The following is a 23972-nucleotide window of genomic DNA, read 5'->3' as shown; positions in this document are numbered from 1 at the left end:
GGCGTCCCCACGGGGATTCGAACCCCGGTACTCACCGTGAAAGGGTGATGTCCTAGGCCTCTAGACGATGGGGACCCTGGAACAACGATTACCGACTACAAAGTACTACAACTACTACTGCTTTCTTCTCAAACTGGTGGAGGTAAGCGGGATCGAACCGCTGACCTCTTGCATGCCATGCAAGCGCTCTCCCAGCTGAGCTATACCCCCGTTTGCGAAGAAGACAGGAGTATAGCAGACGATCCGGAGAATGCAAATACCTGAGTGCAATCTTGGGAAAAAATTACAGGAATTTAGCGATGCGGGCCGCCACGGTGTCGCGCCCGAACAATTGCAGCACCGCATCGATGGCCGGCGTCTGCAACTGGCCGCACACAAACAGGCGCAGCGGCATCGCCAGTTGCGGCATCTTCAGGCCATGCGCCGCCAGCACTTCCTTGATCATGGCGGCAATCGCTTCCTTGGTCCATTCCACGGTGGCGATGCGTTCGGCAAACGCGGCCAGCGCCGGTTTCACGGCGTCGGTGACGTGCTGGGCCAGCAGTGCCGCGTCCGGTTGCGGCGCGCGGTAGAACAGCATGGCGGCGTCGGCCAGTTCATTGAGCGTATTGGCGCGGTCTTTCAGCAGCGCCAGCACCGGCGGCAATGCCGGCGCGCCGTTGAAGTCGGCGCCGGCCGCCTGCAGGCGCGGCTGGACCAGGCCGGCCAGACGGTCATTGTCGGCCTGCTTGATCCAGTGGTTGTTCAGCCAGGCCAGCTTTTCCATGTTGAACTGGGCTGGCGACGCGGTCAGGCTTTCCAGGTTGAACCACTCGCACAATTGCGCCATCGAGAAGATTTCGTCGTCGCCGTGCGACCAGCCCAGTCGGGCCAGGTAGTTCAGCATGGCTTCCGGCAGGTAGCCCTTGTCGGCGTAATCGATCACGCTGACCGCATCGCGGCGCTTGGACAGCTTGGCGCCGTCCGAACCCAGGATCATCGGCAGGTGGCCGTACTCCGGCAACGGCGCACCGATCGCGCGCAGGATGTTGATCTGGCGCGGCGTGTTGTTGACGTGGTCGTCGCCGCGCAGCACGTGGGTGATCTTCATGTCCCAGTCATCGACCGCGACGCAGAAGTTATAGGTCGGGGTGCCGTCCGGACGGGCAATCACCAGGTCATCCAGCTCCTTGTTGCCAATGGTGATCGGGCCTTTGACCACGTCGTTCCAGGTGACTTCGCCATCGAGCGGATTCTTGAAGCGCACCACCGGCTTGCGGTCGGCTGGTACCGGCGGCAGCGTTTTGCCCGCTTCCGGACGCCAGGTGCCGTCATAACGGGGTTTTTCACCGGCTTCGGTGGCGCGGTCGCGCATCGCCTGCACTTCGTCCGGCGACGAATAGCAGTGGTAGGCGGTGCCGTCCTGCAGCATTTGCGCCACGACTTCGCGGTAGCGGTCCATGCGCTGCATCTGGTAGAACGGGCCTTCGTCATGCTCCAGGCCCAGCCACTTCATGCCGTCCAGGATCGCCTGCACGGCTTCCGGCGTCGAGCGCTCCAGGTCCGTGTCCTCGATACGCAGCACGAAGGTGCCGCCAAAATGGCGTGCATAAGCCCACGAATACAGGGCGGTGCGGGCGCCGCCCAGGTGCAGGAAGCCGGTCGGGCTGGGCGCAAAACGGGTGCGGACAGGGGTTGCGGTGGTCATGGAATTATTCTGTGCGGTAAAGTAAAGGCGTTATTTTAGGCGATGTCGCCGGGCGCGTGGCATGCGCCGGGCGATACGGCGGCGCCGGCGGTGTCAGCGCAAGTGATCCAGCGCGTATTCTGCCGAGCGCAAGTCGTCGCGCGCCTGGCGCGTGCTGCGGTCAATATCGCGCAATTCCTGGCGCAGCTGGTGGCGGCGCTCCTCGAATTCCTTGCGGATGCGTTTGCGGTCGTCTTCCTTGTCGGCCGCTTTCAGCTGCTTGTCTTCGTCGCGGTCGGCATCGCGCAGGCGGCGCTGGGCCCGTTCGCCGCGTCCCGCGAGATCGTTGACGCGGCTGCGCCCATCGTAGACGGCACGGGCCGCTTGGTGCCGGCGGCGGAATTCCACGTCGATCATCGGCGAACAGACACCGGAATAAGCGCCGCCGCTCAGGCCCAGCGGCACCGCATTGTCGAGCCGGCAGTATTGCTGCAAGCCCTGTTCGCGCCCCGCCAGGTATTGCGCCGTATCGGCGCGCACGCCGGCCTTGGCGCAGTCGGCGCCGCGCTCTTCCAGCACCGCCATGGTTTCGCCCTTCAGGCCGTCGCGCAATCCGACATCGCGCCAGTTGGCGGTTTTGCATTCATTGGGCGTCATGGTTTCGCAACCGGAAACCGCCATTGCCAGCAACAGCATGATCCGCCAGGGGGAACGGTGCCGCGTCATAGGGCCTCGCATGGAGTTGATCGTGACCCAGCTTGCCATTGCCGCCAGCGGCGGGCAACGACGGCCTCGCGTACGGCCACCGTCCCGCGCCAAATACAACAGTGCGGCGGGATTACTTGACGGTGACAGTGATGGTCTTGCTGAGCGGCGCGCCATACGACTGGTGGGCGCCGTTGGCAAATTGCATGGTCAGCTTGTATTTGCCCGGTGGCAGGGTCACGTCGGTTTCCGTCTGGCCCTTGCCGAAATGCAGGTGCTTTTCATCGAACGGGATCGATTCGCCGGCTTTCAGGCTGTCGCCATTGATGATCAGGTGATGGTGGCCGGTGTTGGCCGTCATGTCGCCGGCCGGCTTCACTTCCATGCCGGCAACGGCGAACTTGACCTTGAACGGGCTCGCCACGGTGGCGCCATCGGCCGGTTCCGCGAACGCAACCGATTGGGCTGCGGCGCCGGACGAAGCCAGTGCGGAGGCTAAAACAAGGGCTGCGGCAAACGGGGTTTTCATGTGCTGTTTCTCCTGATTGGTTAGCAAAACTGCAGCATTATGCCCCGGGCCGCGGGGCGCACGATTCAATCGTGACGGGGGACTCAATCGTTCTTGATCACGATCGACGGGAACTTGCTGGTCATGTCCTTGGCTTTTTCAGCCACCTTGATGGCAACCTTGCGGGCAATCTCTTTATAGATGCCCGCCGTCGCGCCGTCGGGCTCGGCCACCACGGTCGGCTTGCCGGAATCGGTCTGTTCGCGGATCGCCAGTTGCAGCGGCAGCGCACCCAGATAATCGACACCGAAGTCGCCGCACATTTTCGCGCCGCCGCCCTGGCCAAAGATATGTTCCTGGTGGCCGCAATTACTGCAAATATGCAGGCTCATGTTTTCCACCACGCCGAGGATCGGGATCCCGACTTTTTCAAACATTTTCAAGCCTTTGCGGGCGTCGAGCAGGGCAATGTCTTGTGGCGTGGTGACGATCACCGCGCCCGTGACCGGTACTTTTTGCGACAGGGTCAGCTGAATGTCGCCGGTGCCCGGCGGCATGTCGACAATCAGGTAATCGAGGTCGCGCCAGTTGGTTTGCTCCAGCAATTGCTGCAGCGCTTGCGTGACCATTGGCCCACGCCACACCATCGGCTCGTCCGGGTCGATCAGGAAGCCGATCGACGACACTTGCACGCCGTAATTTTCCAGCGGCTCCATGGTTTTGCCGTCCTTGGTTTCCGGACGGCCGGACACGCCCAGCATCATCGGCTGCGACGGGCCATAAATATCCGCGTCGAGAATGCCGACCGAGGCGCCTTCGGCCGCCAGCGCCAGCGCCAGGTTGACCGCCGTGGTGGATTTCCCCACGCCGCCCTTGCCGGACGCCACGGCAATGATGTTTTTCACGTTCGGCATCAGCTTCAGGCCGCGCTGCACCGAGTGCGAAATGATCTTGCTGTATACATTAGCGGATACCGCGCCAACACCCGGCAGCGCCCGCACCGCGTCCGTAACCAGCGCGCGGATGGTGTCGATCTGGCTTTTTGCCGGATAACCCAGCTCGATATCGAAAGAAACGTCTGCCCCCTCGACTTTCAGGTTGCGCACGGTTTTCGATGCGCAAAAATCCTTGCCGGTATTCGGGTCCACCACGTGGGACAGGGCGGCTTTGACGTCGTCAGTTGTAATGCTCATAAGTTCTCCGGAAGTGATGCGGAAGTCTAGCGCAAAATAGCCGCTGTATGTCCCTGCGATGCAGCCATGAATACCCGCCATGGTGCGCATCCGCCGCCAGCACTGGTAAAATGGCCGTTTTTCCACCAATAAAGCGCATTACTATGACCCGCAAGCTGTTCGTCACTACTGCCCTGCCCTACGCAAACGCTGCCTTCCACATCGGCCATATGATGGAATACATCCAGGCTGACATCTGGGTCCGTTTCCAGCGAATGCAGCGCGAAGGCAACGGCTTGCGCGAAGTGCACTTTGTGGGCGCCGATGACACCCACGGCACGCCGATCATGATCGCTGCGGAAAAAGAAGGCATCACGCCGCAGGAATTCGTGGCGAAGATCGCCGCCGGCCGCGCGCAATACCTGGACGGTTTCCATATCGCCTTCGATAACTGGTATTCGACCGATTCGCCGGAAAACGTCGAATTGTCGCAAGGCATCTACCGCAAACTGCGCGATGCCGGCCTGATCCAGACGAAAACCGTGGACCGCTTCTATGATCCGGTCAAAGGCATGTTCCTGGCCGACCGCAACATCAAGGGCGAGTGCCCGAAATGCGGCGCGAAAGACCAGTATGGCGACAACTGCGAAGTGTGCGGCGCCGCCTACCAGCCGACCGAACTGGTGAACCCGTTCTCCGTGTTCACCAACGCCACGCCCGTGCTGAAGCCATCGGAACAGTATTTCTTCAAGCTGTCCGACCCGCGTTGCTACACCTTCCTGCGCGACTGGCTGAACACGCCGGGCCGTTTGCAGCCTGAAATGGTCAATAAAGTGTCGGAATGGCTGGGCGAAGCCGGTGAAAAGCTGGCCGACTGGGATATTTCCCGCGACGCGCCCTACTTCGGCATCCCGATTCCCGACGCGCCAGGCAAATACTTCTATGTCTGGCTGGACGCGCCGGTCGGCTACCTGGCCAGCCTGAAAAACTATTGCGGCAAGCAAGGCATCGATTACGACGCGCTGCTGGCCGACCCGGGCACCGAACAAATCCACTTCATCGGCAAGGACATCGTGTCCTTCCACCTGCTGTTCTGGCCGGCCATGCTGCAATTTGCCGACCATCCGACCATCGAGCGCATGCGCGTGGCGGTGCACGGCCACCTGACCGTCAACAATGAAAAGATGTCGAAATCGCGCGGCACCGGTATTTCGCCGCTGCGCTACCTGAACCTGGGCATGAACCCGGAATGGCTGCGCTACTACATCGCGTTTAAACTGAACTCGCGCGTGGAAGACCTGGACTTCACCGGCGAAGACTTCGTGGCCCGCGTGAATTCCGACCTGATTGGCAAATACGTCAACATTGCCAGCCGCTGCGCCGGCTTCATCGCGAAGAAATTCGACGGCAAACTGGCCGCCACCCTGTCCGACAGCGCCATGGGCTGGATCAAGCGCGCCCTGACGGCGGACAGCGGCGCAGAACGCCAGGCCAATATCGGCGCCAATTTCGACCAGCGCGAATTCGGCAAGGCGCTGCGCGAAATCATGGAAGTGGCGGACATCATCAACCAGTACGTCGATGAAAACAAACCGTGGATCCTGGCCAAGGACGAGTCCAAGGCCGCCGAACTGCACGAAGTGTGCACCACCGCGCTGATCCTGTTCCGCCAGCTGACCGTGCTGCTGTCGCCGGTATTGCCGGGCGTGGCGGCCAACGTGGCGAAATTCCTCAACGACGACGGCTACACCTGGGCCGATACGGAACTGTCGACCGGCGCCGTGTACCAGTCGATGCTGGGCCGCACCATCGGCGCGTACACGCACCTGATGACGCGTGTGGACGCCAAGATGATCGAAGATTTATTCGACGCGCCAAACCAGATTGCCGCCGCCGGCGCCGCCCCGGCGGCCAAGGCGGAAAAACCGGCCAAAGCGGAAAAGCCGGCGCCATTGGCGCCACTGGCGCCGAATGACGGCATCGAGCCATTGGATGCGGAAATCAAAATCGACGATTTTATGAAAGTCGATTTGCGGATCGCAAAAATCGTCAATTGCGAACACGTGGAAGGTTCCGATAAATTGCTGCGTTTAACCCTGGATGCGGGCGAAAACCGCCATCGCAATGTTTTCTCCGGGATTAAATCCATGTACCAGCCGGAAGATTTGATTGGCAAACTGACGGTCCTGGTGGCCAACCTGGCGCCGCGTAAAATGAAATTCGGCATTTCCGAAGGCATGGTCATGGCCGCTTCCAGCGCCGATGAAAGTAAAAACCCGGGCATTTATATCCTGAACCCTTGGCCGGGTGCTGAACCAGGTATGCGTATCCGCTAATCACCAGAGATGCGATGAATCTCGTCGTTCGGCAAGCTGCGGATAGCGATGCGAAATTAATTGCCGAGCTCACGCGCGCCGCGTGGGCCGGCAAAGTCAGCGTCACATCCAGTGGTCACCGGGAAACCGCCGTTCTCGTTTCGCAGCATTTGCGGGACGGCGGCGGTTTTGTTTTATTGATCGATAATATTCCGGTCGGCTCGATCCGCTGGCTGCCATTGGAAAGTGAAACCGATGTGTGGGAAATCCTGCGCATGGGCGTATTACCCTCGCACCGGGGCACGAATATCTCGCAGCATTTAATTGAAGCGGTCATTCACCACGGCCTGGAAACCGGCATCAGTGAATTGCGCCTGGCGGTGCGCAGCGACCAGCCGGCATTGATCGGGTTTTATACGGCATTTGAATTTGAACTGGACGCGGCGCTGGAATATACGCACGCCAATCCATTGGAACCCGCGCCGTTTGTCATGCGGCGCCTGCTCCGTTATTAACGGTACCGCCTCTCACCCGCCTCTTACAGCATCGCCATCACGGCGACCTTCGGTTTCATGGGATCGATCGGTTTATCTTGGCAGCCCGCCGCCAATACCGCCATGGCGGCCAGCGCAATCATGAATCGGCGCATGGCATTCTCCTTCACAGCTGCCCCAGCATAACAAACCCGGCATCATCGCAGCGCACGGCTGGCGGCAGTTTTTCGCGCCTTTTATGCCATATTCTGGCTTAATCAAGCCAATTTATGGCATAAAAAGGCGGAAAAACACCCCCGTAGAAGGAAAAAACCGGGAAATCAACCGCGCCGCGACGACACGACAATACCGCCGACGATCAGCAAGAATGCCGCGCCGTGATAAAGATGGGGTAATTCCCCGAGAAATGCGGACGATAACAAGGCGGCAAACAACGGCGTCAAATTACTGAAAAACGCCGCCACGCTGGGCCCGGCCCGTTCCACGCCGGCGCCCCAGCAACGAAACGCAATCACGGCCGGGCCGATCGCCACATACAATAAAGCCGCGATTAATGGCCAGCCCCAGCTGATTTCCCGCGGTGCCAGCAGCCATTCGCCGCCGGCAAAGACACCCGACCACGCGGCGCCAAAAGCCACTTGCGCCAATAAAAAGCTGGCCCAGTTGGTGCGCAATTCTTTCGGTTCGGAAGTGCGCGTCAATAACCAGCTATATAAAGACCAGGCGATCGTGGCCAATATCATGAACAGATCGCCCGCCACCAGCCGCAATTCCAGCAAATGGTTGAATTCGCCACGCGCCAGCACCAATAAAACACCGCTGATCGATAATAGTGCGCCGAGAATTTGCCGGCGCGAAATTACCGCACCAAAAAACATCCAGCCCGTCAACATCATCCAGACCGGCATACCCGCCGCCACCAGGGTGACATTAATCGGTGAAGAACTCTGCAATGCCAGGTATTGCAGCGCGTTATACATGCCAATGCCCAATAACCCGAGCAAGGCAAAGCGGCGCCAGTGGTGCCATAAACCGCTGTCCCGTTTAAAAATCGGCCCAGCCAGCGGCAATAAAATCACCAGGGCAATGGCCCAGCGCAGGAAATTCAGGGTAATCGGCGGCACCATGTCATGGACCATGCGCCCGACAATGGCATTACCAGCCCACAGTAATGGCGCCAGGGTTAACAGGAATATCGTGGTGGGATGGGTGGCGGGATTCATGCGCAACGATTTTACGCACTTCGCTCCATTCTTGCATGAGGATGCCCGGCCGGAAGACCCGGCCCCTTGGATAATAAGGGAAAAAAATGGCGCCTCCAATGGAGGCGCCCAAGAAAGACAGGCTGAAGATTCCCGTCCTTGGAGAAAGTCATTGCGTATCAATGAAAGGGCTTTTTGCACGCCGCACCACCAGCATTGCTCAAGCGATCTTTCCGATACCCGCGACCGAGACAAAGAATAAAGGACCGCACGGGCGGAATGATCAGCCTGCGCGTATAGCTGTGCTAGTCCACGCGATAGCTCAGGGGCGGATGTGGATTTGTGACAACGGCATGACCGGCGGATCGGTTCCGTTACCTTGCATAAAGAAACACCGGGGGTACAATGAACCGAAACCTTGTCCTGTATACAATTCAAACATTGAAAAGGGATCACCTCATGCAGCGAACTGTTCGTACCCTGGCGCTGGCCGCCATTCTGTCCTCCCTCGGCTCCACGGCACTGGCGCAAGCGACCAACGTGCAAATCTACGGCCTGGTCGATATGTACGTGGCCCGCTCGCAAATGAGCGGCACGCCCACCACCACCGTCGCCAACAGCGGCGGCATGACGACCTCGTTCTGGGGCCTGGGCGGGACGGAAAACCTGGGCGGCGGCACCTCGGCCGTGTTTGCCATTGAAGGCTTCCTGCGCGCCGACACCGGCGAAGCGGGCCGCACCCCGGGCGAAGCGCAATTTACCCGCGCCGCGTATGCCGGCTTGAACGGCCACATGGGCCAGGTCAAGATCGGCCGCCTGCCGACGCCGCTGTTCCAGTTGACCGGCAACTTGAACCCGTTCGGCTTTTCCACCCGCTTTTCCCCGCTGATGACGCAAATGTGGATTGCCGGCTATGGCGTGGCGATCATGGGGGATTCCGGCTGGAACAATGCGCTGCACTATACGTCGCCGACCTTTGGCGGCGGCTTCAGCGTGGTGGGCCAGGTCAACCTGGGCGAACGCGCGGGCACCTCGACCGGCAACAATTCCACCGCCGTGCTGCGCTACCAGTCCGAACCACTGATGCTGGCCGTCGCAGCGCAGGAAGTCAAAAACGGCTTGAACCAGTCCGTCATCGCGCCCAGCCAGCGCACGTATTTCGCCGGCGGCTCCTATGATTTCAAGGTGGCCAAGGTATTTGCCACCTATGACCACAGCAAGACCCAGCTGACGGGCCGCCGTACCCGCATGGTGCACGCCGGGGTCGCCGTGCCACAGGGCGCCGGCAAGTGGATGCTGGGCTGGGCCCGCGCCAACGAGCGCACCAATGTGCGCGCGCCGTACCACCGCGACACCATCAGCGCCGGCTATGACTACAACCTGTCGGTGCGCACCGACGTGTACGCGATGGGCGTGTACGACAAGATCAGCACCTCGACCAGCGGCACCACGCTGGCCACCGGCATCCGCCACAAGTTCTAAGTTCGCTCCCCGGGATGGCCGCAAAACCGTGGCCATCCATCTTTAGATCGCATCCCCCATACCCTTGCTTGCTGCGGCGCGGTAAAATAGCTGTTGCTCATTTACTTGCACTCTCACGATATGAAATTCTCCAAACAGTTCAGCATGTACGAGTCGGACCACACCCAGTTCATCAACTCGCTGCGCCAGCAAACGCCAGGCCTGGAAGAGCGCCAGCGCCAGGGCCGTTCCCTGCTGTGGGACAAGGAACCGACCCCGCTGTCCGAGCAAGACCGCGTCAAGGCATCGACGGTCAAGCAGCAGGCTTACGTTTACCAGAACAAGCTGTAAGCAGGACCCAGGCATGTCGCAGCACGGCCAGGCGGACCACGGCGCCGCCGTTGCCGAAGGCGCCCAGGGACAGGATGCCAACGCGGCCGTCGCGGCCACGGCGGCCGATGGCGCCGACAGCGCCGTGGCGGCCGCCGTTGTTGGCCACGCGCGCCTGTACGGCGAGCCGTTGCTGAAACTGCCGACGGATTTATATATCCCGCCCGATGCGCTGGAAATCTTCCTGGAAGCCTTCGAAGGCCCGCTGGATTTGCTGCTGTACCTGATCCGCAAGCAAAACTTCAACATTCTCGACATCCCGATGGCGCAAGTCACGCTGCAATACCTGCAGTATGTCGAGCAAATCCGCCTGTCGAACCTGGAGTTGGCGGCGGAATACCTGTTGATGGCGGCCATGCTGATTGAAATTAAGTCGCGCATGCTGTTGCCGCAGCGGGCGCCGGAGCTGGAAGCCGACCTGGAAGACCCGCGCGCGGAACTGGTGCGGCGCTTGCTGGAATATGAACAAATCAAGCTGGCGGCCTGGGATATCAATGCGCTGCCACAGGTCGGGCGCGATTTTGTCCGCACCCAGGTATTCATCGAGCAAAGCTTGCAGCCGGTATTCCCGGACGTGTCGCCCGCCGACCTGCAAGCCGCCTGGGCCGGCCTGATGCGCAAGGCGCGGCTGGTCCAGCACCACAAGATCAGCCGCGAGGAATTGTCGGTGCGCGAGCACATGACCATCATCTTGCGCAAGCTGCAGTCGGCCCGCTTTGTGGAATTCGCCGATTTGTTCGATGTCGCGGGCGGACCGCCCGTGGTCGTCGTGAATTTCGTCGCCATGCTGGAACTGGCAAAAGAAACGCTGATTGAAATTACCCAGGCAGAGCCGTTTGCGCCTATTTATGTACGGCTGGCCTATTCGCCAGCCTGACCTCGAGAGCCATTTATGAAAATCATTTCCTCCATCGATGAATTGCGCGACCAGCTCAGCGGCCAGTTGCGCACGGCCTTCGTGCCGACCATGGGTAACCTGCACGAAGGCCACCTGTCGCTGATGCGCCTGGCGCGCAAGCATGGCGACCCGGTGGTGGCGTCGATCTTCGTGAACCGCCTGCAATTCGGTCCGAACGAAGACTTCGACAAGTATCCGCGCACCTTCCAGGCCGACGTGGAAAAACTGGAAAAAGAAGGCGTGTACGTGCTGTTCGCGCCGACTGAAAAGGATATGTACCCGGAACCGCAGGAATACCGCGTGACGCCGCCGGACGGCCTGGGCAATGCGCTGGAAGGCGAATTCCGCCCCGGCTTCTTCACCGGCGTGTGCACCGTTGTCGCCAAGCTGTTCAACTGCGTGCAGCCAAAGGTCGCCGTGTTCGGCAAGAAGGATTACCAGCAGCTGATGATCGTGCGCAACATGGCGCGCCAGATGGGCATGCCGACCAATATCGTGGCCGCCGAGACCTACCGCGCCGACGATGGCCTGGCCCTGTCGTCGCGCAATATGTACCTGTCCGGGACCGAACGGGCGGAAGCGCCGGCGCTGTACCAGACCCTGAATTTCGTTGCCGAAGAGATGCGCGCAGGCCACCTGGATATCTTCCAGCTCGAACACAAGGCCATGGATGACCTGGCGCAGCGCGGCTGGAAACCGGATTACATTTCCATCCGCAAGCGCGGCGACCTGCAGGTGCCGTCGGCCGGCGACTTGGCGCAAGGTACGCCGTTGGTCGTGCTGGCGGCGGCCAAGCTGGGTTCCACGCGCTTGATCGATAACCTGGAAATCTGATCCTCCAAACCTGACAAGGCGGCCTGCGGGCCGCCTTGTTCGATTACGACGCCGTCACCGACTGGGTCCACGCCAGCGCTTCCAGGTGCGCCTTGTTGACTTCCGCCGGACTCAGGTTCAGGGTCGACGCCAGCGACGCCACCAGACTGCTGTTCAGTTCGCACGCTTCGGCCAGCGCCAGGTAGGGTCCATATTTGCCGGAACGCGTCATCAGCGCCGCCACCACGTCGTCCGACAGCTGGATCCCCGCCAGCACTTCCTGCATCGGCATACCCAGCAAACGGTCCAGCAGCGAGAACATGCCGGCCACGAAGATATTTTCCGCGTCCGCCTTGCCCAGTGCCTTCAGCCCCAGCAATTCGGCCAGGCGGCCGCGGATCACGGCGGTTTCCAGCAGCACCGGCGAATAAGCGTTGGTGCTGGCCGTCGCCAGCAGCAGGGTCAGCCAGCGGTATAGCGGTTCATAGCCCAGCATGGTGATGGCCTGGCGCACCGATGTGATTTCGCGTCCCGCCCCGAAGCCGGCTGAATTAATGTAGCGCATCAGCTGGTACGACAGCGCGGCATCGCGCCGCAGCACATCTTCCAGGTTCTTGACGTCGGCATTGGCGCTGACCATCTGCATCAATTGCATGATCAGCGTTTGCGCGGGATTCATGCCGGTCACCGCCGTGCCGGGACGCGGCGTCAAATGCAGCTTGCCGACAAAGGCATCGAGGCCCAGCGCGGCGCAGGCATCGAAATCATTCCAGGTCGCCACCGGACGGCCCACCATGCGCAGGCTCGACGCTTTCAGCGCCGCATAGGAACGCGCCTGCGACGCCACGTCGGCGCCAGTGAACTTGACTTCAACAAAGGAGGCGATGGTGCCCAGGCGGCTGCCGACCCGCGCCAGGTCGGCATCGCGCAACAGGATGCCGACGCCGCCGGCGCGCAAGCCTTGCACGGCGGCCAGGGTGTCGGGATTGGCCAGCATCGGCGCCCGGATCGACAATACCGTGTGTTCGGGCGGCATGTTGTACAGCGCGTCGGTCGACAGCATTTCCGGCACGGCTTGCAGGAACAGGGTCTTGTCCCGCAGCAGCCAGCCCTGCTCATCGTGATTGACCTGGCCGGCAACGAAGCCCACCAGGTCTTCCAGCTGGGCGCGGGTCGGCGCCGTGCTGTCCTGCTGTTGCCACGTCAGCTCGTAGCCGACCACTTTCTGCTTCGGGTCCAGCAATGGCTCACGAACGAGAAAATTGGTTTGATGCATAGTGTAGCCGCCGTGATGAAGTACCTGATACCAGGGTATCAGGCACTTGGGAAAACTTGGATAAAACAAAGGCCGGCACAAGGCCGGCCCGGGTAATTCTGGGGCGCAGGCTGGGCGCGCCATGGCGCCAGCAACCTCTGGGGTGGTGCGCCTGGTGCGCCGCGTTTCCGCCCAGGCGCACTGCGCCACCGCCGCGGCGCCGCCAGGACCCGGTCAGGCGCCCAGCTTTTCGAAAATCTTGTTCAGCTTTTCATCCAGGGTCGCCGCCGTGAACGGCTTGACCACATAACCATTGGCGCCGGCCTGGGCCGCCGCGATGATGTTTTCCTTCTTGGCTTCCGCCGTCACCATCAGCACCGGCAGCTTGGCCAGTGCGGGATCGGCACGAATATTTTGCAGCATGGTCAGGCCGTCCATGTTCGGCATGTTCCAGTCCGACACGACGAAATCGAACGGTTCCGCGCGCAGCTTGGCCAGCGCCATGACACCGTCTTCGGCTTCGTCCACATTGGCATAACCCAGTTCTTTCAACAGATTCCGGACGATGCGGCGCATCGTCGAAAAATCGTCAACAACTAAAAATTTCATCTTTGGATCAGCCATGAATTACTCCGTTGATTCTCTTACGCGGTTGTTAATAGTGTTTATAAGCACCACCTCTTTGTAGGATAGCATTTTCATTGCGTTAAGGCGAACAAAGTGGTGGTAAAACGTCAGCAACGGCAGCCCGGTACAACAAGCAGCATACCGCATGCGGCATTTCTTAAACGCGCAGTGCGCGCGAACCGTGTTTGGCCAAGTGGCCCAGCACCATGCCCGGCAAATCCTGCAACGCGCCGACCTCGTGCGTGCCGCCCACGGCAATCGCTTCGCGCGGCATGCCGAACACCACGCAGCTGGCTTCATCTTGCGCAAAATTATAGGCGCCGGCATTCTTCATTTCCAGCATGCCGGCCGCGCCATCCTTGCCCATGCCAGTCAGGATCACGCCAACCGCGTTCTTGCCGGCGAATTGCGCGGCGGAGCGGAACAGCACGTCCACCGACGGACGGTGGCGGTTCACCGGTTCGCCCTGGTCGATCTTGGTCATGTAATTGGCGCCGGACCGGGTCAAGGTCAGGTGCGAATGGCCCGGTGCGATATACGCGTGGCCAGGCAGTACCCGCTCATTGCCCTGCGATTCCATCACGGCGATCTTGCACAGCGAATCGAGGCGCTTGGCAAACGAGCGCGTGAAGCCTTCCGGCATGTGCTGCGTAATCAAGATACCCGGGCAGTCGGACGGCATTTGCATCAGGAATTCGCGGATCGCTTCGGTGCCGCCGGTGGAGGCGCCGATGATGATCAGTTTTTCCGACGACATCAACGGGTTGCGCAATTGCGGCAGCGGCGCCGAGCCCGGCGCGCCCGCCTGCGGCAAGGTGCGTGCGCGCACCCGGGCGCGCGACGCGGCGCGGATTTTTTCAGTAATCAGTTCAGCGTATTCGCGCATGCCGGCCTGGATCGAGATTTTCGGTTTGGTGACGAAGTCCACCGCGCCCAGTTCCAGTGCACGCATGGTGATTTCCGAACCGCGTTCCGTCAGCGACGACACCATCACGACCGGCATCGGCCGCAGGCGCATCAGCTTTTCCAGGAAATCGAGGCCATCCATTTTCGGCATCTCGACGTCCAGGGTCAGCACGTCCGGATTGGTTTGCTTGATCATTTCGCGCGCGACCAGCGGGTCGGGCGCCGCACCCACCACTTCCATGTCGGGCTGGCTGTTGATAATTTCCGTCATGACGCTGCGGATCAGTGCGGAGTCGTCGACGATCAGGACTTTGATCTTCATGATGTTATGTCTCTTTTAGATAACATGGGTGCCGGGCCTTCAGGCCGGGCTTCCACATATCAATTGAATGCACCGGTGTTGCGGGGTCAGAACAGCTCGACCTCACCCGCCACTGGCTGTTTCTTGAGCCGGCTCGCATATTCGTTTTCGCGTTTGGCCAGCGTGTCGTTATGGGTTTGCATCAATTTCTTCACCAGCACTTTACCGGTACGGGGGAAGAAATACACTTTACGGGGATAAATATCGTTCAAATCTTCCGCCACGATGCGGATGCGTTCATTTTTCAGGAAAGTCTGGACAAAGGCGGCATTGCGTTCCCCCACGTTAATCGCGGTAAACCCTTTTAATACCGCCCCGCCGCCAAACACCTTGGCTTCCATATTGTCCCGCTTGGCGCCGGCCTTCAGCAAGTCATTGATGAGGATTTCCATCGCATAGGTGCCATAGCGGGCCGAGGCCGACACCGGGCTGTTGTCGCCGCCATCGGGCAGCATGAAATGGTTCATGCCGCCCAGGCCCGTTACGCGGTCGCGGATACAGGCCGAGACGCACGATCCCAGTACCGTGACGATCAACATGTCTTTATTGGTGAAGTAATACTCACCGGGCAGGATCTTTGCTGCTTGGCAGTCGAACGTCCGGTCGTAGTAGACATTCGTGGCAAATTGTTCCAAGTCCATGGTGTTCCCGCCTTCCGTTTATGACGACACTTTGAGGCTTGCGCCGCGGCGATCGTCCAGCTCGTACACGGTCTTGCCGCGTAATTTCAATTGATCGGACACATACAGGAAATTCTCCGAATGGCCGGCAAACAGCAGTGCGTCCGGCTTCATCAATGGGACAAAGCGCGACAGTATTTTACGCTGAGTCGCCTTGTCGAAATAAATCATCACATTGCGGCAGAAAATCACGTCGAACGGTCCCTGGACCGGCCACTGATCGCCCAGCAGGTTCAATTGATTGAACGAGATCAGGTTGCGCAGTTCGGGGCGCACGCGGACATAGCCTTCCTTGTCGCCCTTCCCTTTCAGGAAAAAGCGGCGCTGGCGCTCCGGCGCCATCTTGTCGAGGCGGTCCAGCGTATAGACGCCGTTGGCGCCATGCGCCAGCACATTGGTGTCGATGTCGGTGGCCACGATGGTCGCTGGCGGGGTCAGGGTGTTGAACGCTTCGCACAGGGTCATGGCGATCGAATAGGGTTCTTCGCCGGTGGAGGCGGCGGAACACCAGATCCGGATGTCGCGCTTGTTCTTGACGTGCTCGGCCAGTAACGGGAAGTGGTGCGCTTCGCGGAAGAACGACGTCAGGTTCGTGGTGAGGGCGTTGGTGAACGATTCCCACTCATCGCCCAGGCGGCCCGCTTCCAGGTCATCGAGGTACTTGACGAAGGAATTGATGCCACAGGCGCGCAAACGGCGCGCCAGGCGGCTGTACACCATCTCTTGCTTGCTGTCGGCCAGCGAGATGCCGGCCTTTTTGTAAATCAGTGCGCGCACCCGCTCAAAATCGCGCGCATTGAAATCAAACTCTTTGACGGTGTCTTTGGATTGCGGCATGTATCGGCCTTCTTAAAACGTGTTGCAAGTGCGTTGCGCGCGAACGATTCGCTTCCGCGCGCAACGCTTGCGCCGCCTGGTCCAGGACCGTGGTCAGCGCATTAAAACTCTTCCCACTCGCCATCCGGCGTATTGGTGGCGGCCAGTTTCTTTGGCGGTCCTTTCGGCGTGGCGGGCGCCGCCGGGCGCGTTGCCACCGCGGTGCGCGCAACCGGCCGCGCGACGCTCTTCTGCGCCGCCCCCGGCGCTTGCGCGCGTTGCGCGCTGTACGCATCGCCGGCCAGCTTGAAGATGGCGACCGCGGCCGCCAGTTTCTGCGCCTGTTCCTGCATGCTTTCCGCCGCCGCGGCCGCTTCTTCCACCAGCGCGGCATTTTGCTGCGTCATTTCGTCCATCTGCGTGATGGCCTGGTTGACTTCCTCGATGCCGGTGCTTTGTTCCTGGGTCGCGGCGGTGATCTCGCCCATGATGTCGGCCACCTGCTTGATCGACGTGACGATCAGGCCCATGGTCTGGCCCGCTTCATCGACCAGGCGCGAACCGGCATCCACCCGCTCCACCGAATCGCCGATCAATTCCTTGATTTCCTTGGCCGCCGCGGCCGAACGCTGCGCCAGCGAGCGCACTTCGGACGCCACCACGGCAAAGCCGCGGCCCTGCTCGCCGGCACGGGCCGCTTCCACGGCCGCGTTCAGCGCCAGGATATTGGTCTGGAACGCGATGCCGTCGATCACGCCAATGATGTCGACCACCTTGGACGACGACGCCTTGATCGAGCCCATGGTTTCCACCACTTGCGACACCACCGTGCCGCCCTTTTCCGCCACCGACGAGGCCGACACCGCCAGCTGGTTGGCCTGGCGGGCATTGTCGGCATTCTGTTTCACAGTGGACGTCAGCTGCTCCATCGAGCTGGCGGTTTCTTCCAGCGAGCTGGCTTGCGATTCGGTGCGCGACGACAGGTCGGCATTGCCGGAAGCGATTTCCTGCGACGCCACCGTGATGGTTTCCGTCGACGAACGCACTTCGCTGACGGTGCGCACCAGGCTGTCGTTCATTTCCCGCAGCGCCTGCAGCAATTCACTGGTTTCGTCCTGGCCTTCCACCGTCACTTGCGACGTCAGTTCGCCACCTGCCACCCGCTTGGCCACTTCGACCGCGCCGGACAATGGGCCGGTGATGGAACGGGTGATGATCAGCGCCGCCACCACGCCCAGTGCAATGGCGATGGCGCCGAGGCCGAACAGGATCATCATCAGGCGGCTGTCTGCCGAGATCGACCCTTCCAGCACAGCGTTCGCGGCCTTTTGCTGCATGTCGACCAGCGTATTCAGCGCCGCCAGGGTTTGCTGGTTCAGCGGATCGATTCGGCTGGCGATGACCTTGGCCGCGCCTTCCGAGTTAAACGCCAGCACCTGGCCAATGGCTTCCTTGAACGCGGCATCGACATCCTTGTCCAGCGCCGCGATCTCGCCCAGTACTTTCTTTTCCGCGTCGTTCAGGCCCAGGCTTTGCAGCTTGTCGCGCGCGCTGTCGTAGCGCTTGCGCTGCTCCTTGACCTTGCCCTCTTCCTTCTGCATCAGGCTGACGTCCGATTGCAGGCCGATATTGCGCATGGCAATCCCGGTTTCCAGCATCGCGCTCTTCATGGCCGACGCTTGCAAGTTCTTCGCCGTGGCCGTTTCCAGGCCCGTGCGCAGTTCGGCTTTATTGCGGTAGTTCAGCACGTTGGTCAGCAAGACCATTGCGGCGAGGATCAGCAAAATAATGCCAAACCCCATACTCAACCTGGTGCCGATTTTAAAGTCGCGTAAATTCATCATCGTCTCCCTTCTCTGCTGTCTTTCCGGCCGCGCCATCCCTGTGGGAGCAGGCCCGGCGCCGTCCGGGTTCCTGCGCGCATTCTTTTAGTTTTATTTGATCAAGCCGCCAGCTGGTCATTCAAGCCCATATCCGGGCTCGACATCAGGCGGTCGATGTCCACCAGGATCAGCATACGCTCATCGATGGTGCCGAGGCCGATAATGTATTCGGTGGAGAACGCCGTCCCCATTTCCGGCGACGGTTTGACCTGGTCCTGGGTCAGGGTGGTGACGTCCGACACCGAGTCGACCACCATGCCGACCACGCGGCCATTGATGTTCAGGATGATCACCACGGTGAACTGGTCGTACACCACCTCGCCCAGCTGGAACTTGATGCGCATGTCCACCACCGGGATGATGATGCCGCGCAGGTTGATCACCCCCTTGATGAATTCCGGCGCGCTGGCAATGCGGGTCACCGCTTCATAGCCGCGGATTTCCTGCACTTTCAGGATATCGATGCCGTATTCTTCCTTGCCCAGCTTGAACGCCAGGAATTCGCGACCGGCGATATCTTCAGCGCCTGCTGCCTGGTTTGCGTCTGCCATATGGTTACCCTCTAGCGTTTATTGTGAAAAAATGGTTTCGTCCGCCAACTGGCGGGACGAGCGGATCAATGCGGCGACATCGAGGATCAGCGAGACACCGCCATCGCCCAGGATGGTGGCGCCGGAAATGCCGGCCACTTTACGGTAATTCGATTCGAGGTTCTTGACCACCACCTGCTGCTGGCCCACCAGGTCGTCGATGAACAGCGCCGCCTTGCGGCCATCGGTTTCCAGGATCACGATGATGCCTTCGCACGGATCGGTGAAGCGCGGCGTGATGTCGAACATCTGGTACAGCGGGATCAGCGGCAGGTATTCGCCGCGCACCTTGATGACCTTGCCCTTGCCCGTGATTTCCTTGACGTCGTCCGGCACCGGCTGCAGCGATTCGATGACAAAGCCCAGCGGCAGGATATAAATTTCCTCGCCGACGCGGATTGTCATGCCATCGAGGATCGCCAGGGTCAGCGGCAGCGAAATCGAAATCGTGGTGCCAAAACCCTTGGCGGAACGGATATCGACCGAACCGCCCATGGCGGTGATGTTGCGCTTGACCACATCCATGCCGACCCCGCGGCCGGACACGTCGGTCACGGTTTCGGCGGTCGAAAAGCCCGGCGCGAAAATCAGTTGCCACACATCGGCATCGGCCATGTGCTCGGACACCGGCAAGCCGCTCTGGCGCGCCTTGGCCAGGATTTTCTCGCGGTTCAGGCCACCGCCATCGTCCGCCACTTCAATGATGATGTTGCCGCCCTGGTGGCTGGCCGACAGCAGCAGGCGCCCGGCATCGCTCTTGCCGGCCGCGCGCCGCACGTCCGGCATTTCCACGCCATGGTCGATACTGTTGCGCACCAGGTGCGTCAGCGGATCGACGATGCGCTCGATCAGGCCCTTGTCCAGTTCCGTGGCGGCGCCATTGGTGATGAAATCGACTTTCTTGCCCAGCTTGGCCGCCAGGTCGCGCACCATGCGCGGGAAACGGGAAAACACGAAGTCCATCGGCATCATGCGGATCGACATCACGGCTTCCTGCAAGTCGCGCGTATTGCGTGTGAGCTGGCTCACCGACGACAGCAGGCGTTCATGCACCATCGGGTCCAGCGTATCGACCCGTTGTTCGATCATGGCTTGCGTGATCACCAGCTCGCCCACCAGGTTGATCAGTTGATCCACCTTTTCAATCGAGACCCGGATCGATGACGATTCACCACCGCCGGCGGCCGGCTTGTCGTCTTTTTTCGCGACTGCTTTCTTTTCCGGCTCCGCCGTTGGCGCGGCAGTCGGTTCTTCCTTGATGCCGGCGCGCGCGCGGATGGCTTCCAGCGGTTCGAAGAAACCATACCCCTTGTTGCCTTCGACGGCTTCGGCCGCATCGGCGCGGATTTGCTCCAGCGGCTGGAAGAAACCATAGCCCGGATCACCGCCCTGCGCCGGCTGGGCCGGCGCGGCGGACGGTTCCACCGGGTCGAAGAAACCATAGCCTTGCGCCGCTTCGATGCGGTTGCGCTCGGCATGTTCACGGGCTTGCTGGGTCGGCGTCAGCGCCGGCAATTCCGTGATGGTCATGTCATCCGGATTCAGGATGAACGAGCAAATCGAAATGATGTCGTCCAGGCTCTCATGGGTGGTCACCACCAGCGCGGTGCGGCCGCCATCGAGCGGCGTGTTCGACACCAGGCCCAGCAAGCCCACTTCGGCCGCCAGCGCCGCCACTTCGCGCTGGTTCATCGGCGGCAATTCCAGCCGGTAGCGGCGGCCATCGCTGTGGTCCACCTTGTCGTCGTCCGCCGCGCTGTTGAAGGCCGGCGCGATGTGCGTCAAGTCCGCCACCACCACGTCCTGCGCCAGCGATTGCAGCATCATGCGCACATTGCCGACCGCGTCCTGGTCCACCGTGGCGCCGGAACGGTGGCCGTCCAGCTGCATTTTCAAGATGTCCTTGGCGGCCAGGAACGCATCCACGTGTTCGCCCGTCAACGCCATCTCGCCCTTGCGGATGCGGTCCAGCAGGGTTTCCAGCACGTGCGTGATTTCCGTCATGTCGTTCAGGCCGAACGTGCCCGCGCCCCCTTTGACGGAGTGGGCGGTACGGAAAATCGCATTCAAGTCTTCTTCCGTGGGCGCGGCGAGATCGACGCCCAGCAGCAAGCGCTCCATTTCAGCCAGCAGCTCCTCGGCTTCATCGAAGAAGACCTGGTAGAACTGGCTAATGTCGATGGTCATGGCGCGACTCCATCAGGTACTGGATACATGGGAAGTCCTCAGCCGATGACTTTCTTGACTACCTCGATCAGACGCTGCGGATCAAATGGCTTGACCAGCCAGCCATTGGCGCCGGCCGCCCGGCCCTTGGCCTTCATCTCGTCGGACGATTCCGTGGTCAGCATCAAAATAGGCACTTTTTGGTAGCTCTGCAGTTCGCGCAGGTGCTTGATCAGTTGCAGGCCATCCATGCGCGGCATGTTCTGGTCGGTCAGCACCAGGTCCACCGTCTGGCCTTTGGCTTTTTCCAGTCCGTCCTGGCCGTCAACCGCTTCCACCACCTGGTAACCGGCGGCCTTCAGGCTGAAGGCCACCATCTGTCGCAGCGAGCTGGAATCGTCAACTGCAAGTATCGTTTTCGCCATTTTGTTTTATCTCACTTTAATCAGGGGATTCCCGGCCTGAAGGCCCGGCACCCATGTTGCTTAAGCGGGGGCGGCCAGCCCCCGGGATTACATCGTTATCGGTATCGCGGGTCGAACACTTAAAACAGTTCGATATCGCCGCTCTCCAGGTGTTTCTGGCTGACCGCCTTGCGCAGCACGCTGCGCAACTCCAGGCTCTGGATCGCCAGCGCCATACTGACCTTGCCCAGCAATTCAACGATCTCATCGTTATCGCTTTCCGGCACCATCTCGGCGCCATGGGCGCCCAGTGTGCCGAGGAATTCGCGCAAGCCCGTCACCCGCTTCAGGGTACGATCGATCAACTGGCTCGTCATGTCCTGGAATTGCATGCTGGTGACCGCCGCGTTGACGTACATGCCGACCTGGTCGGACAAGGCGGACAGCTGTTCCTTTTGCTCGGCGCTGGGCGTGGCGCCGGCCAGCAAGGCATCGATGGCCGTTTGCTGGGCGCTGACCGTCTCGTGGATGGCCATGAAGTTGCGCGACAGTTTTTCAATCGCTTCTTCCAGCAGGAGGTTGGTCTGGATTAAATCCGTCTCCACTTCCGTCAAATGCCGGCGCCCATGGTCGGAGACGCCGGACAGCAAGCGTTTCACATGGGAGCCAAGGATTTTTTTTCTCGTCATATCAGTCTCGTTTCAAAGCCTGCAGTGCTGCCTGCGTTACTTCTTCGGTGCCGCGGCGCCCGCTTCGGCGGCTGCCCTGCTCGCCTCGGCCGCGGCACCCACCTCTATTTTCTGCGAACCTTCTTTCAGCAAGCCCTCTTCGGTCTTCTTGTTCATCACGATGATGCTGATACGGCGGTTGATCGGATTGAACGGATCCTGGCGGTCGAGGTGCACGGCCGAACCCAGGCCCACCACGCGCATGATCTTGTTTTCCTGCATGCCGCCGGCAATCAGCGCGCGGCGCGACGCGTTGGCGCGGTCGGCGGACAATTCCCAGTTGCTGTAACCCACATCCGTGAAATACGGGGTCGAATCGGTATGGCCGGACAGGCCGATGCGGTTCGGCACGTCGTTCAGCACCACGCCGATCTCGTGCAGGATATCCTTGGTGTACGGCTGCAGCGAAGACGAGGCCAGCGCAAACATCGGCCGGTTTTGTTCATCGACAATCTGGATCCGCAAGCCTTCCGACGTAAAGTCCAGCAACAACTGGTCCTTGTATTTCTTCAGCATCGGATTGTTTTCAATCTTTTCTTCGATCTTTTCTTTCAACTGCTGCAGGCGCAGGTTTTCCTGGCGTTCCATTTCCGCCTTGGCGGCCGTCAGGTTGAAGCTCTTCTTGGTGGCGGGGTCGTCGGCCATCTTGACCTGGCCTTCCTTGCGCGTCAGGTCCTTGCCGCCGCCGGGAATCACGGACGAACTGTCGCCGGAACCCGAGCCGCCCTGCATCGCCACTTTCAGCGGCGTTTTGAAGTACTCGGAAATGCCGTTCAAGTCGCCCTTGGTGGTGGAACCCAGCAGCCACATCAACAGGAAGAACGCCATCATGGCAGTAACGAAGTCAGCATACGCAATTTTCCAGGCGCCGCCGTGATGTCCGTGGCCACCCTTTTTAATGCGTTTGACGATGATAGGCCGCATCCCTTCGTCAGCCATACCGGTTCCTTAAAATTGCCATAGTGTAATGATACGCGAAGCGCCGGCTTACTTGGTCTTCGATTTCTTGATATGTTCTTCTAGTTCGGAGAAGGTCGGGCGCTCGGTTGAATACAGGACTTTCCGGCCGAATTCCACCGCCAGCGCGGGCGCATAGCCATTCAGGCTGGCCAGCAGGGTGACTTTCACGCACTGGAACATCTTGGTGGATTCTTCGAGCTTTTGCTCGTGCAGGGTGGCCAGCGGGCCGACGAAGCCGTATGCCAGCAAGATACCGAGGAAGGTGCCGACCAGCGCCTTGGCGATCAGCAAACCCAGTTCGGACGGCGGGATCCCCACCGATTCCATGGTGTGCACCACCCCCATCACGCACGCGACGATACCGAACGCCGGCATGCCGTCGCCCAGCTTGGCCAGCGCGCCGGCCGGCACCATGCCTTCGTGGTGGTGGGTTTCAATCTCGTTGTCCATCAGGTTTTCGATCTGGAACGCATCCATGTTCCCGGACACCATCAGGCGCAGGTAATCGCTCATGAACTCGACGATATGGTGGTCTTCCAACACCATCGGGTATTTGGAAAACAGCGGGCTTTCATTGGGTGAATCGATATCGCCCTCGATCGACATCAAGCCTTCCTTGCGCACCTTCGACAGGACGTCGAACAGCAGCGACATCAGTTCCATGTACAACTCTTTGGTGTAGCGGGAACCGCTGAACAATTTCGGGATGGCCGCGACGGTTGCCTTGATCGCCTTCATGTTATTGCCAACCAGGAAGGCGCCGATGGCCGCACCGCCAATTTGCAATAATTCGATTGGCTGGAACAACGACGCCAGGTGACCACCTGCCGCAGCGAAGCCGCCAAACACACAACCTAAAACGACGAGATAACCAATAATGACGAACAAGTGACCGAGCTCCGCAGAGTGAAATATGGGTAAATTTACACGTGGAACTACAATAGCGTGAGACAGGGGGTACGGGCAAGCGAA

23 protein-coding genes and 2 tRNA genes are annotated in these 23972 nt (G+C 60.4%); 6 read left to right on the top strand and 19 right to left on the bottom strand.

Annotated features, from left to right (window positions below):
- Positions 1-2: 2 nt before the first annotated feature.
- The 6 genes from AC1RRC_RS22155 to apbC all read right to left on the bottom strand — a co-directional run bounded on the left by AC1RRC_RS22155 (position 3) and on the right by apbC (position 4072).
- Positions 3-75, bottom strand: a tRNA-Glu gene (locus tag AC1RRC_RS22155).
- Positions 76-134: 59 nt separating this feature from the next.
- A tRNA-Ala gene (locus AC1RRC_RS22150) sits at positions 135-210 on the bottom strand.
- Between the two features lie 73 nt (positions 211-283).
- Entirely contained in the window at positions 284-1687 is a 1404-nt protein-coding gene (gene gltX, locus AC1RRC_RS22145) for a glutamate--tRNA ligase (protein WP_493057684.1), read from the bottom strand.
- A 93-nt stretch (positions 1688-1780) separates the two neighbouring features.
- The gene (locus AC1RRC_RS22140; RefSeq protein WP_493057683.1) at positions 1781-2392 is read right to left on the bottom strand and encodes a DUF2799 domain-containing protein; all 612 of its coding nucleotides are present in this window, start codon (positions 2390-2392) and stop codon (positions 1781-1783) included.
- A gap of 112 nt (positions 2393-2504) precedes the next feature.
- Positions 2505-2900 (bottom strand): DUF4399 domain-containing protein, encoded by a 396-nt coding sequence (locus AC1RRC_RS22135; RefSeq protein WP_493057681.1) that lies wholly within the window; start codon positions 2898-2900, stop codon positions 2505-2507.
- A gap of 83 nt (positions 2901-2983) precedes the next feature.
- Positions 2984-4072, bottom strand: coding sequence for an iron-sulfur cluster carrier protein ApbC (gene apbC / locus AC1RRC_RS22130; protein WP_493057680.1), 1089 nt, complete (start codon positions 4070-4072; stop codon positions 2984-2986).
- A gap of 143 nt (positions 4073-4215) precedes the next feature.
- On the opposite strand from apbC, the gene metG reads away from it, so the two are divergent.
- Together metG and AC1RRC_RS22120 are read left to right on the top strand one after the other, a co-directional pair.
- Positions 4216-6387: a methionine--tRNA ligase gene (gene metG, locus AC1RRC_RS22125; RefSeq protein ID WP_493057679.1), complete on the top strand. Its 2172-nt coding sequence runs from the start codon at positions 4216-4218 to the stop codon at positions 6385-6387.
- Positions 6388-6401: 14 nt separating this feature from the next.
- Positions 6402-6881, top strand: a complete 480-nt coding sequence (locus AC1RRC_RS22120) for a GNAT family N-acetyltransferase (RefSeq protein ID WP_493057678.1) — start codon at positions 6402-6404, stop codon at positions 6879-6881.
- Between the two features lie 299 nt (positions 6882-7180).
- On the opposite strand, the gene AC1RRC_RS22115 is transcribed toward AC1RRC_RS22120, so the two are convergent.
- The gene (locus tag AC1RRC_RS22115; RefSeq protein ID WP_493057699.1) at positions 7181-8083 is read right to left on the bottom strand and encodes a DMT family transporter; all 903 of its coding nucleotides are present in this window, start codon (positions 8081-8083) and stop codon (positions 7181-7183) included.
- A 438-nt stretch (positions 8084-8521) separates the two neighbouring features.
- On the opposite strand from AC1RRC_RS22115, the gene AC1RRC_RS22110 reads away from it, so the two are divergent.
- From AC1RRC_RS22110 to panC, 4 genes are all read left to right on the top strand, one after another.
- The gene (locus tag AC1RRC_RS22110) at positions 8522-9544 is read left to right on the top strand and encodes a porin (RefSeq protein WP_493057677.1); all 1023 of its coding nucleotides are present in this window, start codon (positions 8522-8524) and stop codon (positions 9542-9544) included.
- Between the two features lie 120 nt (positions 9545-9664).
- On the top strand, positions 9665-9874 hold the full coding sequence (locus AC1RRC_RS22105) for a DUF3460 family protein (protein ID WP_493057676.1): 210 nt from the start codon (positions 9665-9667) through the stop codon (positions 9872-9874).
- Positions 9875-9887: 13 nt separating this feature from the next.
- Positions 9888-10790: a segregation and condensation protein A gene (locus AC1RRC_RS22100; protein WP_493057675.1), complete on the top strand. Its 903-nt coding sequence runs from the start codon at positions 9888-9890 to the stop codon at positions 10788-10790.
- Positions 10791-10805: 15 nt separating this feature from the next.
- Positions 10806-11645: a pantoate--beta-alanine ligase gene (panC, locus tag AC1RRC_RS22095; RefSeq protein WP_493057674.1), complete on the top strand. Its 840-nt coding sequence runs from the start codon at positions 10806-10808 to the stop codon at positions 11643-11645.
- Between the two features lie 43 nt (positions 11646-11688).
- On the opposite strand, the gene AC1RRC_RS22090 is transcribed toward panC, so the two are convergent.
- The 12 genes from AC1RRC_RS22090 to motA form a co-directional block, all read right to left on the bottom strand.
- The gene (locus AC1RRC_RS22090) at positions 11689-12900 is read right to left on the bottom strand and encodes an EAL and HDOD domain-containing protein (RefSeq protein ID WP_493057673.1); all 1212 of its coding nucleotides are present in this window, start codon (positions 12898-12900) and stop codon (positions 11689-11691) included.
- A 213-nt stretch (positions 12901-13113) separates the two neighbouring features.
- Positions 13114-13503 carry a chemotaxis response regulator CheY gene (cheY, locus tag AC1RRC_RS22085; protein ID WP_154372866.1) on the bottom strand — a complete coding sequence of 130 codons (390 nt, stop codon included), beginning with the start codon at positions 13501-13503 and terminating at the stop codon, positions 13114-13116.
- Positions 13504-13663: 160 nt separating this feature from the next.
- On the bottom strand, positions 13664-14734 hold the full coding sequence (locus AC1RRC_RS22080; protein WP_493057672.1) for a protein-glutamate methylesterase/protein-glutamine glutaminase: 1071 nt from the start codon (positions 14732-14734) through the stop codon (positions 13664-13666).
- A gap of 86 nt (positions 14735-14820) precedes the next feature.
- Positions 14821-15414 carry a chemoreceptor glutamine deamidase CheD gene (cheD, locus tag AC1RRC_RS22075; protein WP_493057671.1) on the bottom strand — a complete coding sequence of 198 codons (594 nt, stop codon included), beginning with the start codon at positions 15412-15414 and terminating at the stop codon, positions 14821-14823.
- Positions 15415-15432: 18 nt separating this feature from the next.
- Positions 15433-16290: a CheR family methyltransferase gene (locus AC1RRC_RS22070; RefSeq protein WP_493057670.1), complete on the bottom strand. Its 858-nt coding sequence runs from the start codon at positions 16288-16290 to the stop codon at positions 15433-15435.
- Positions 16291-16391: 101 nt separating this feature from the next.
- On the bottom strand, positions 16392-18110 hold the full coding sequence (locus AC1RRC_RS22065) for a methyl-accepting chemotaxis protein (RefSeq protein ID WP_493057698.1): 1719 nt from the start codon (positions 18108-18110) through the stop codon (positions 16392-16394).
- A 101-nt stretch (positions 18111-18211) separates the two neighbouring features.
- Positions 18212-18703, bottom strand: coding sequence for a chemotaxis protein CheW (locus AC1RRC_RS22060; RefSeq protein WP_493057669.1), 492 nt, complete (start codon positions 18701-18703; stop codon positions 18212-18214).
- 18 nt (positions 18704-18721) lie between these two features.
- Positions 18722-20929 (bottom strand): chemotaxis protein CheA, encoded by a 2208-nt coding sequence (cheA, locus tag AC1RRC_RS22055; protein ID WP_493057668.1) that lies wholly within the window; start codon positions 20927-20929, stop codon positions 18722-18724.
- A gap of 38 nt (positions 20930-20967) precedes the next feature.
- Positions 20968-21333, bottom strand: coding sequence for a response regulator (locus AC1RRC_RS22050; RefSeq protein ID WP_154372853.1), 366 nt, complete (start codon positions 21331-21333; stop codon positions 20968-20970).
- Positions 21334-21452: 119 nt separating this feature from the next.
- Complete coding sequence (locus tag AC1RRC_RS22045) at positions 21453-22001, bottom strand: chemotaxis protein (protein WP_493057667.1); 549 nt, start codon at positions 21999-22001, stop codon at positions 21453-21455.
- A gap of 36 nt (positions 22002-22037) precedes the next feature.
- On the bottom strand, positions 22038-22979 hold the full coding sequence (gene motB, locus AC1RRC_RS22040; RefSeq protein ID WP_493057666.1) for a flagellar motor protein MotB: 942 nt from the start codon (positions 22977-22979) through the stop codon (positions 22038-22040).
- A gap of 48 nt (positions 22980-23027) precedes the next feature.
- The gene (gene motA, locus AC1RRC_RS22035) at positions 23028-23888 is read right to left on the bottom strand and encodes a flagellar motor stator protein MotA (RefSeq protein ID WP_493057665.1); all 861 of its coding nucleotides are present in this window, start codon (positions 23886-23888) and stop codon (positions 23028-23030) included.
- Positions 23889-23972: the final 84 nt, after the last annotated feature.

Source organism: Pseudoduganella sp. GW821-FHT12E03 (genome assembly GCF_058807115.1).
Note: the sequence above shows the minus strand (reverse complement) of the source record. Positions and strands in the feature narration are given on the sequence as shown.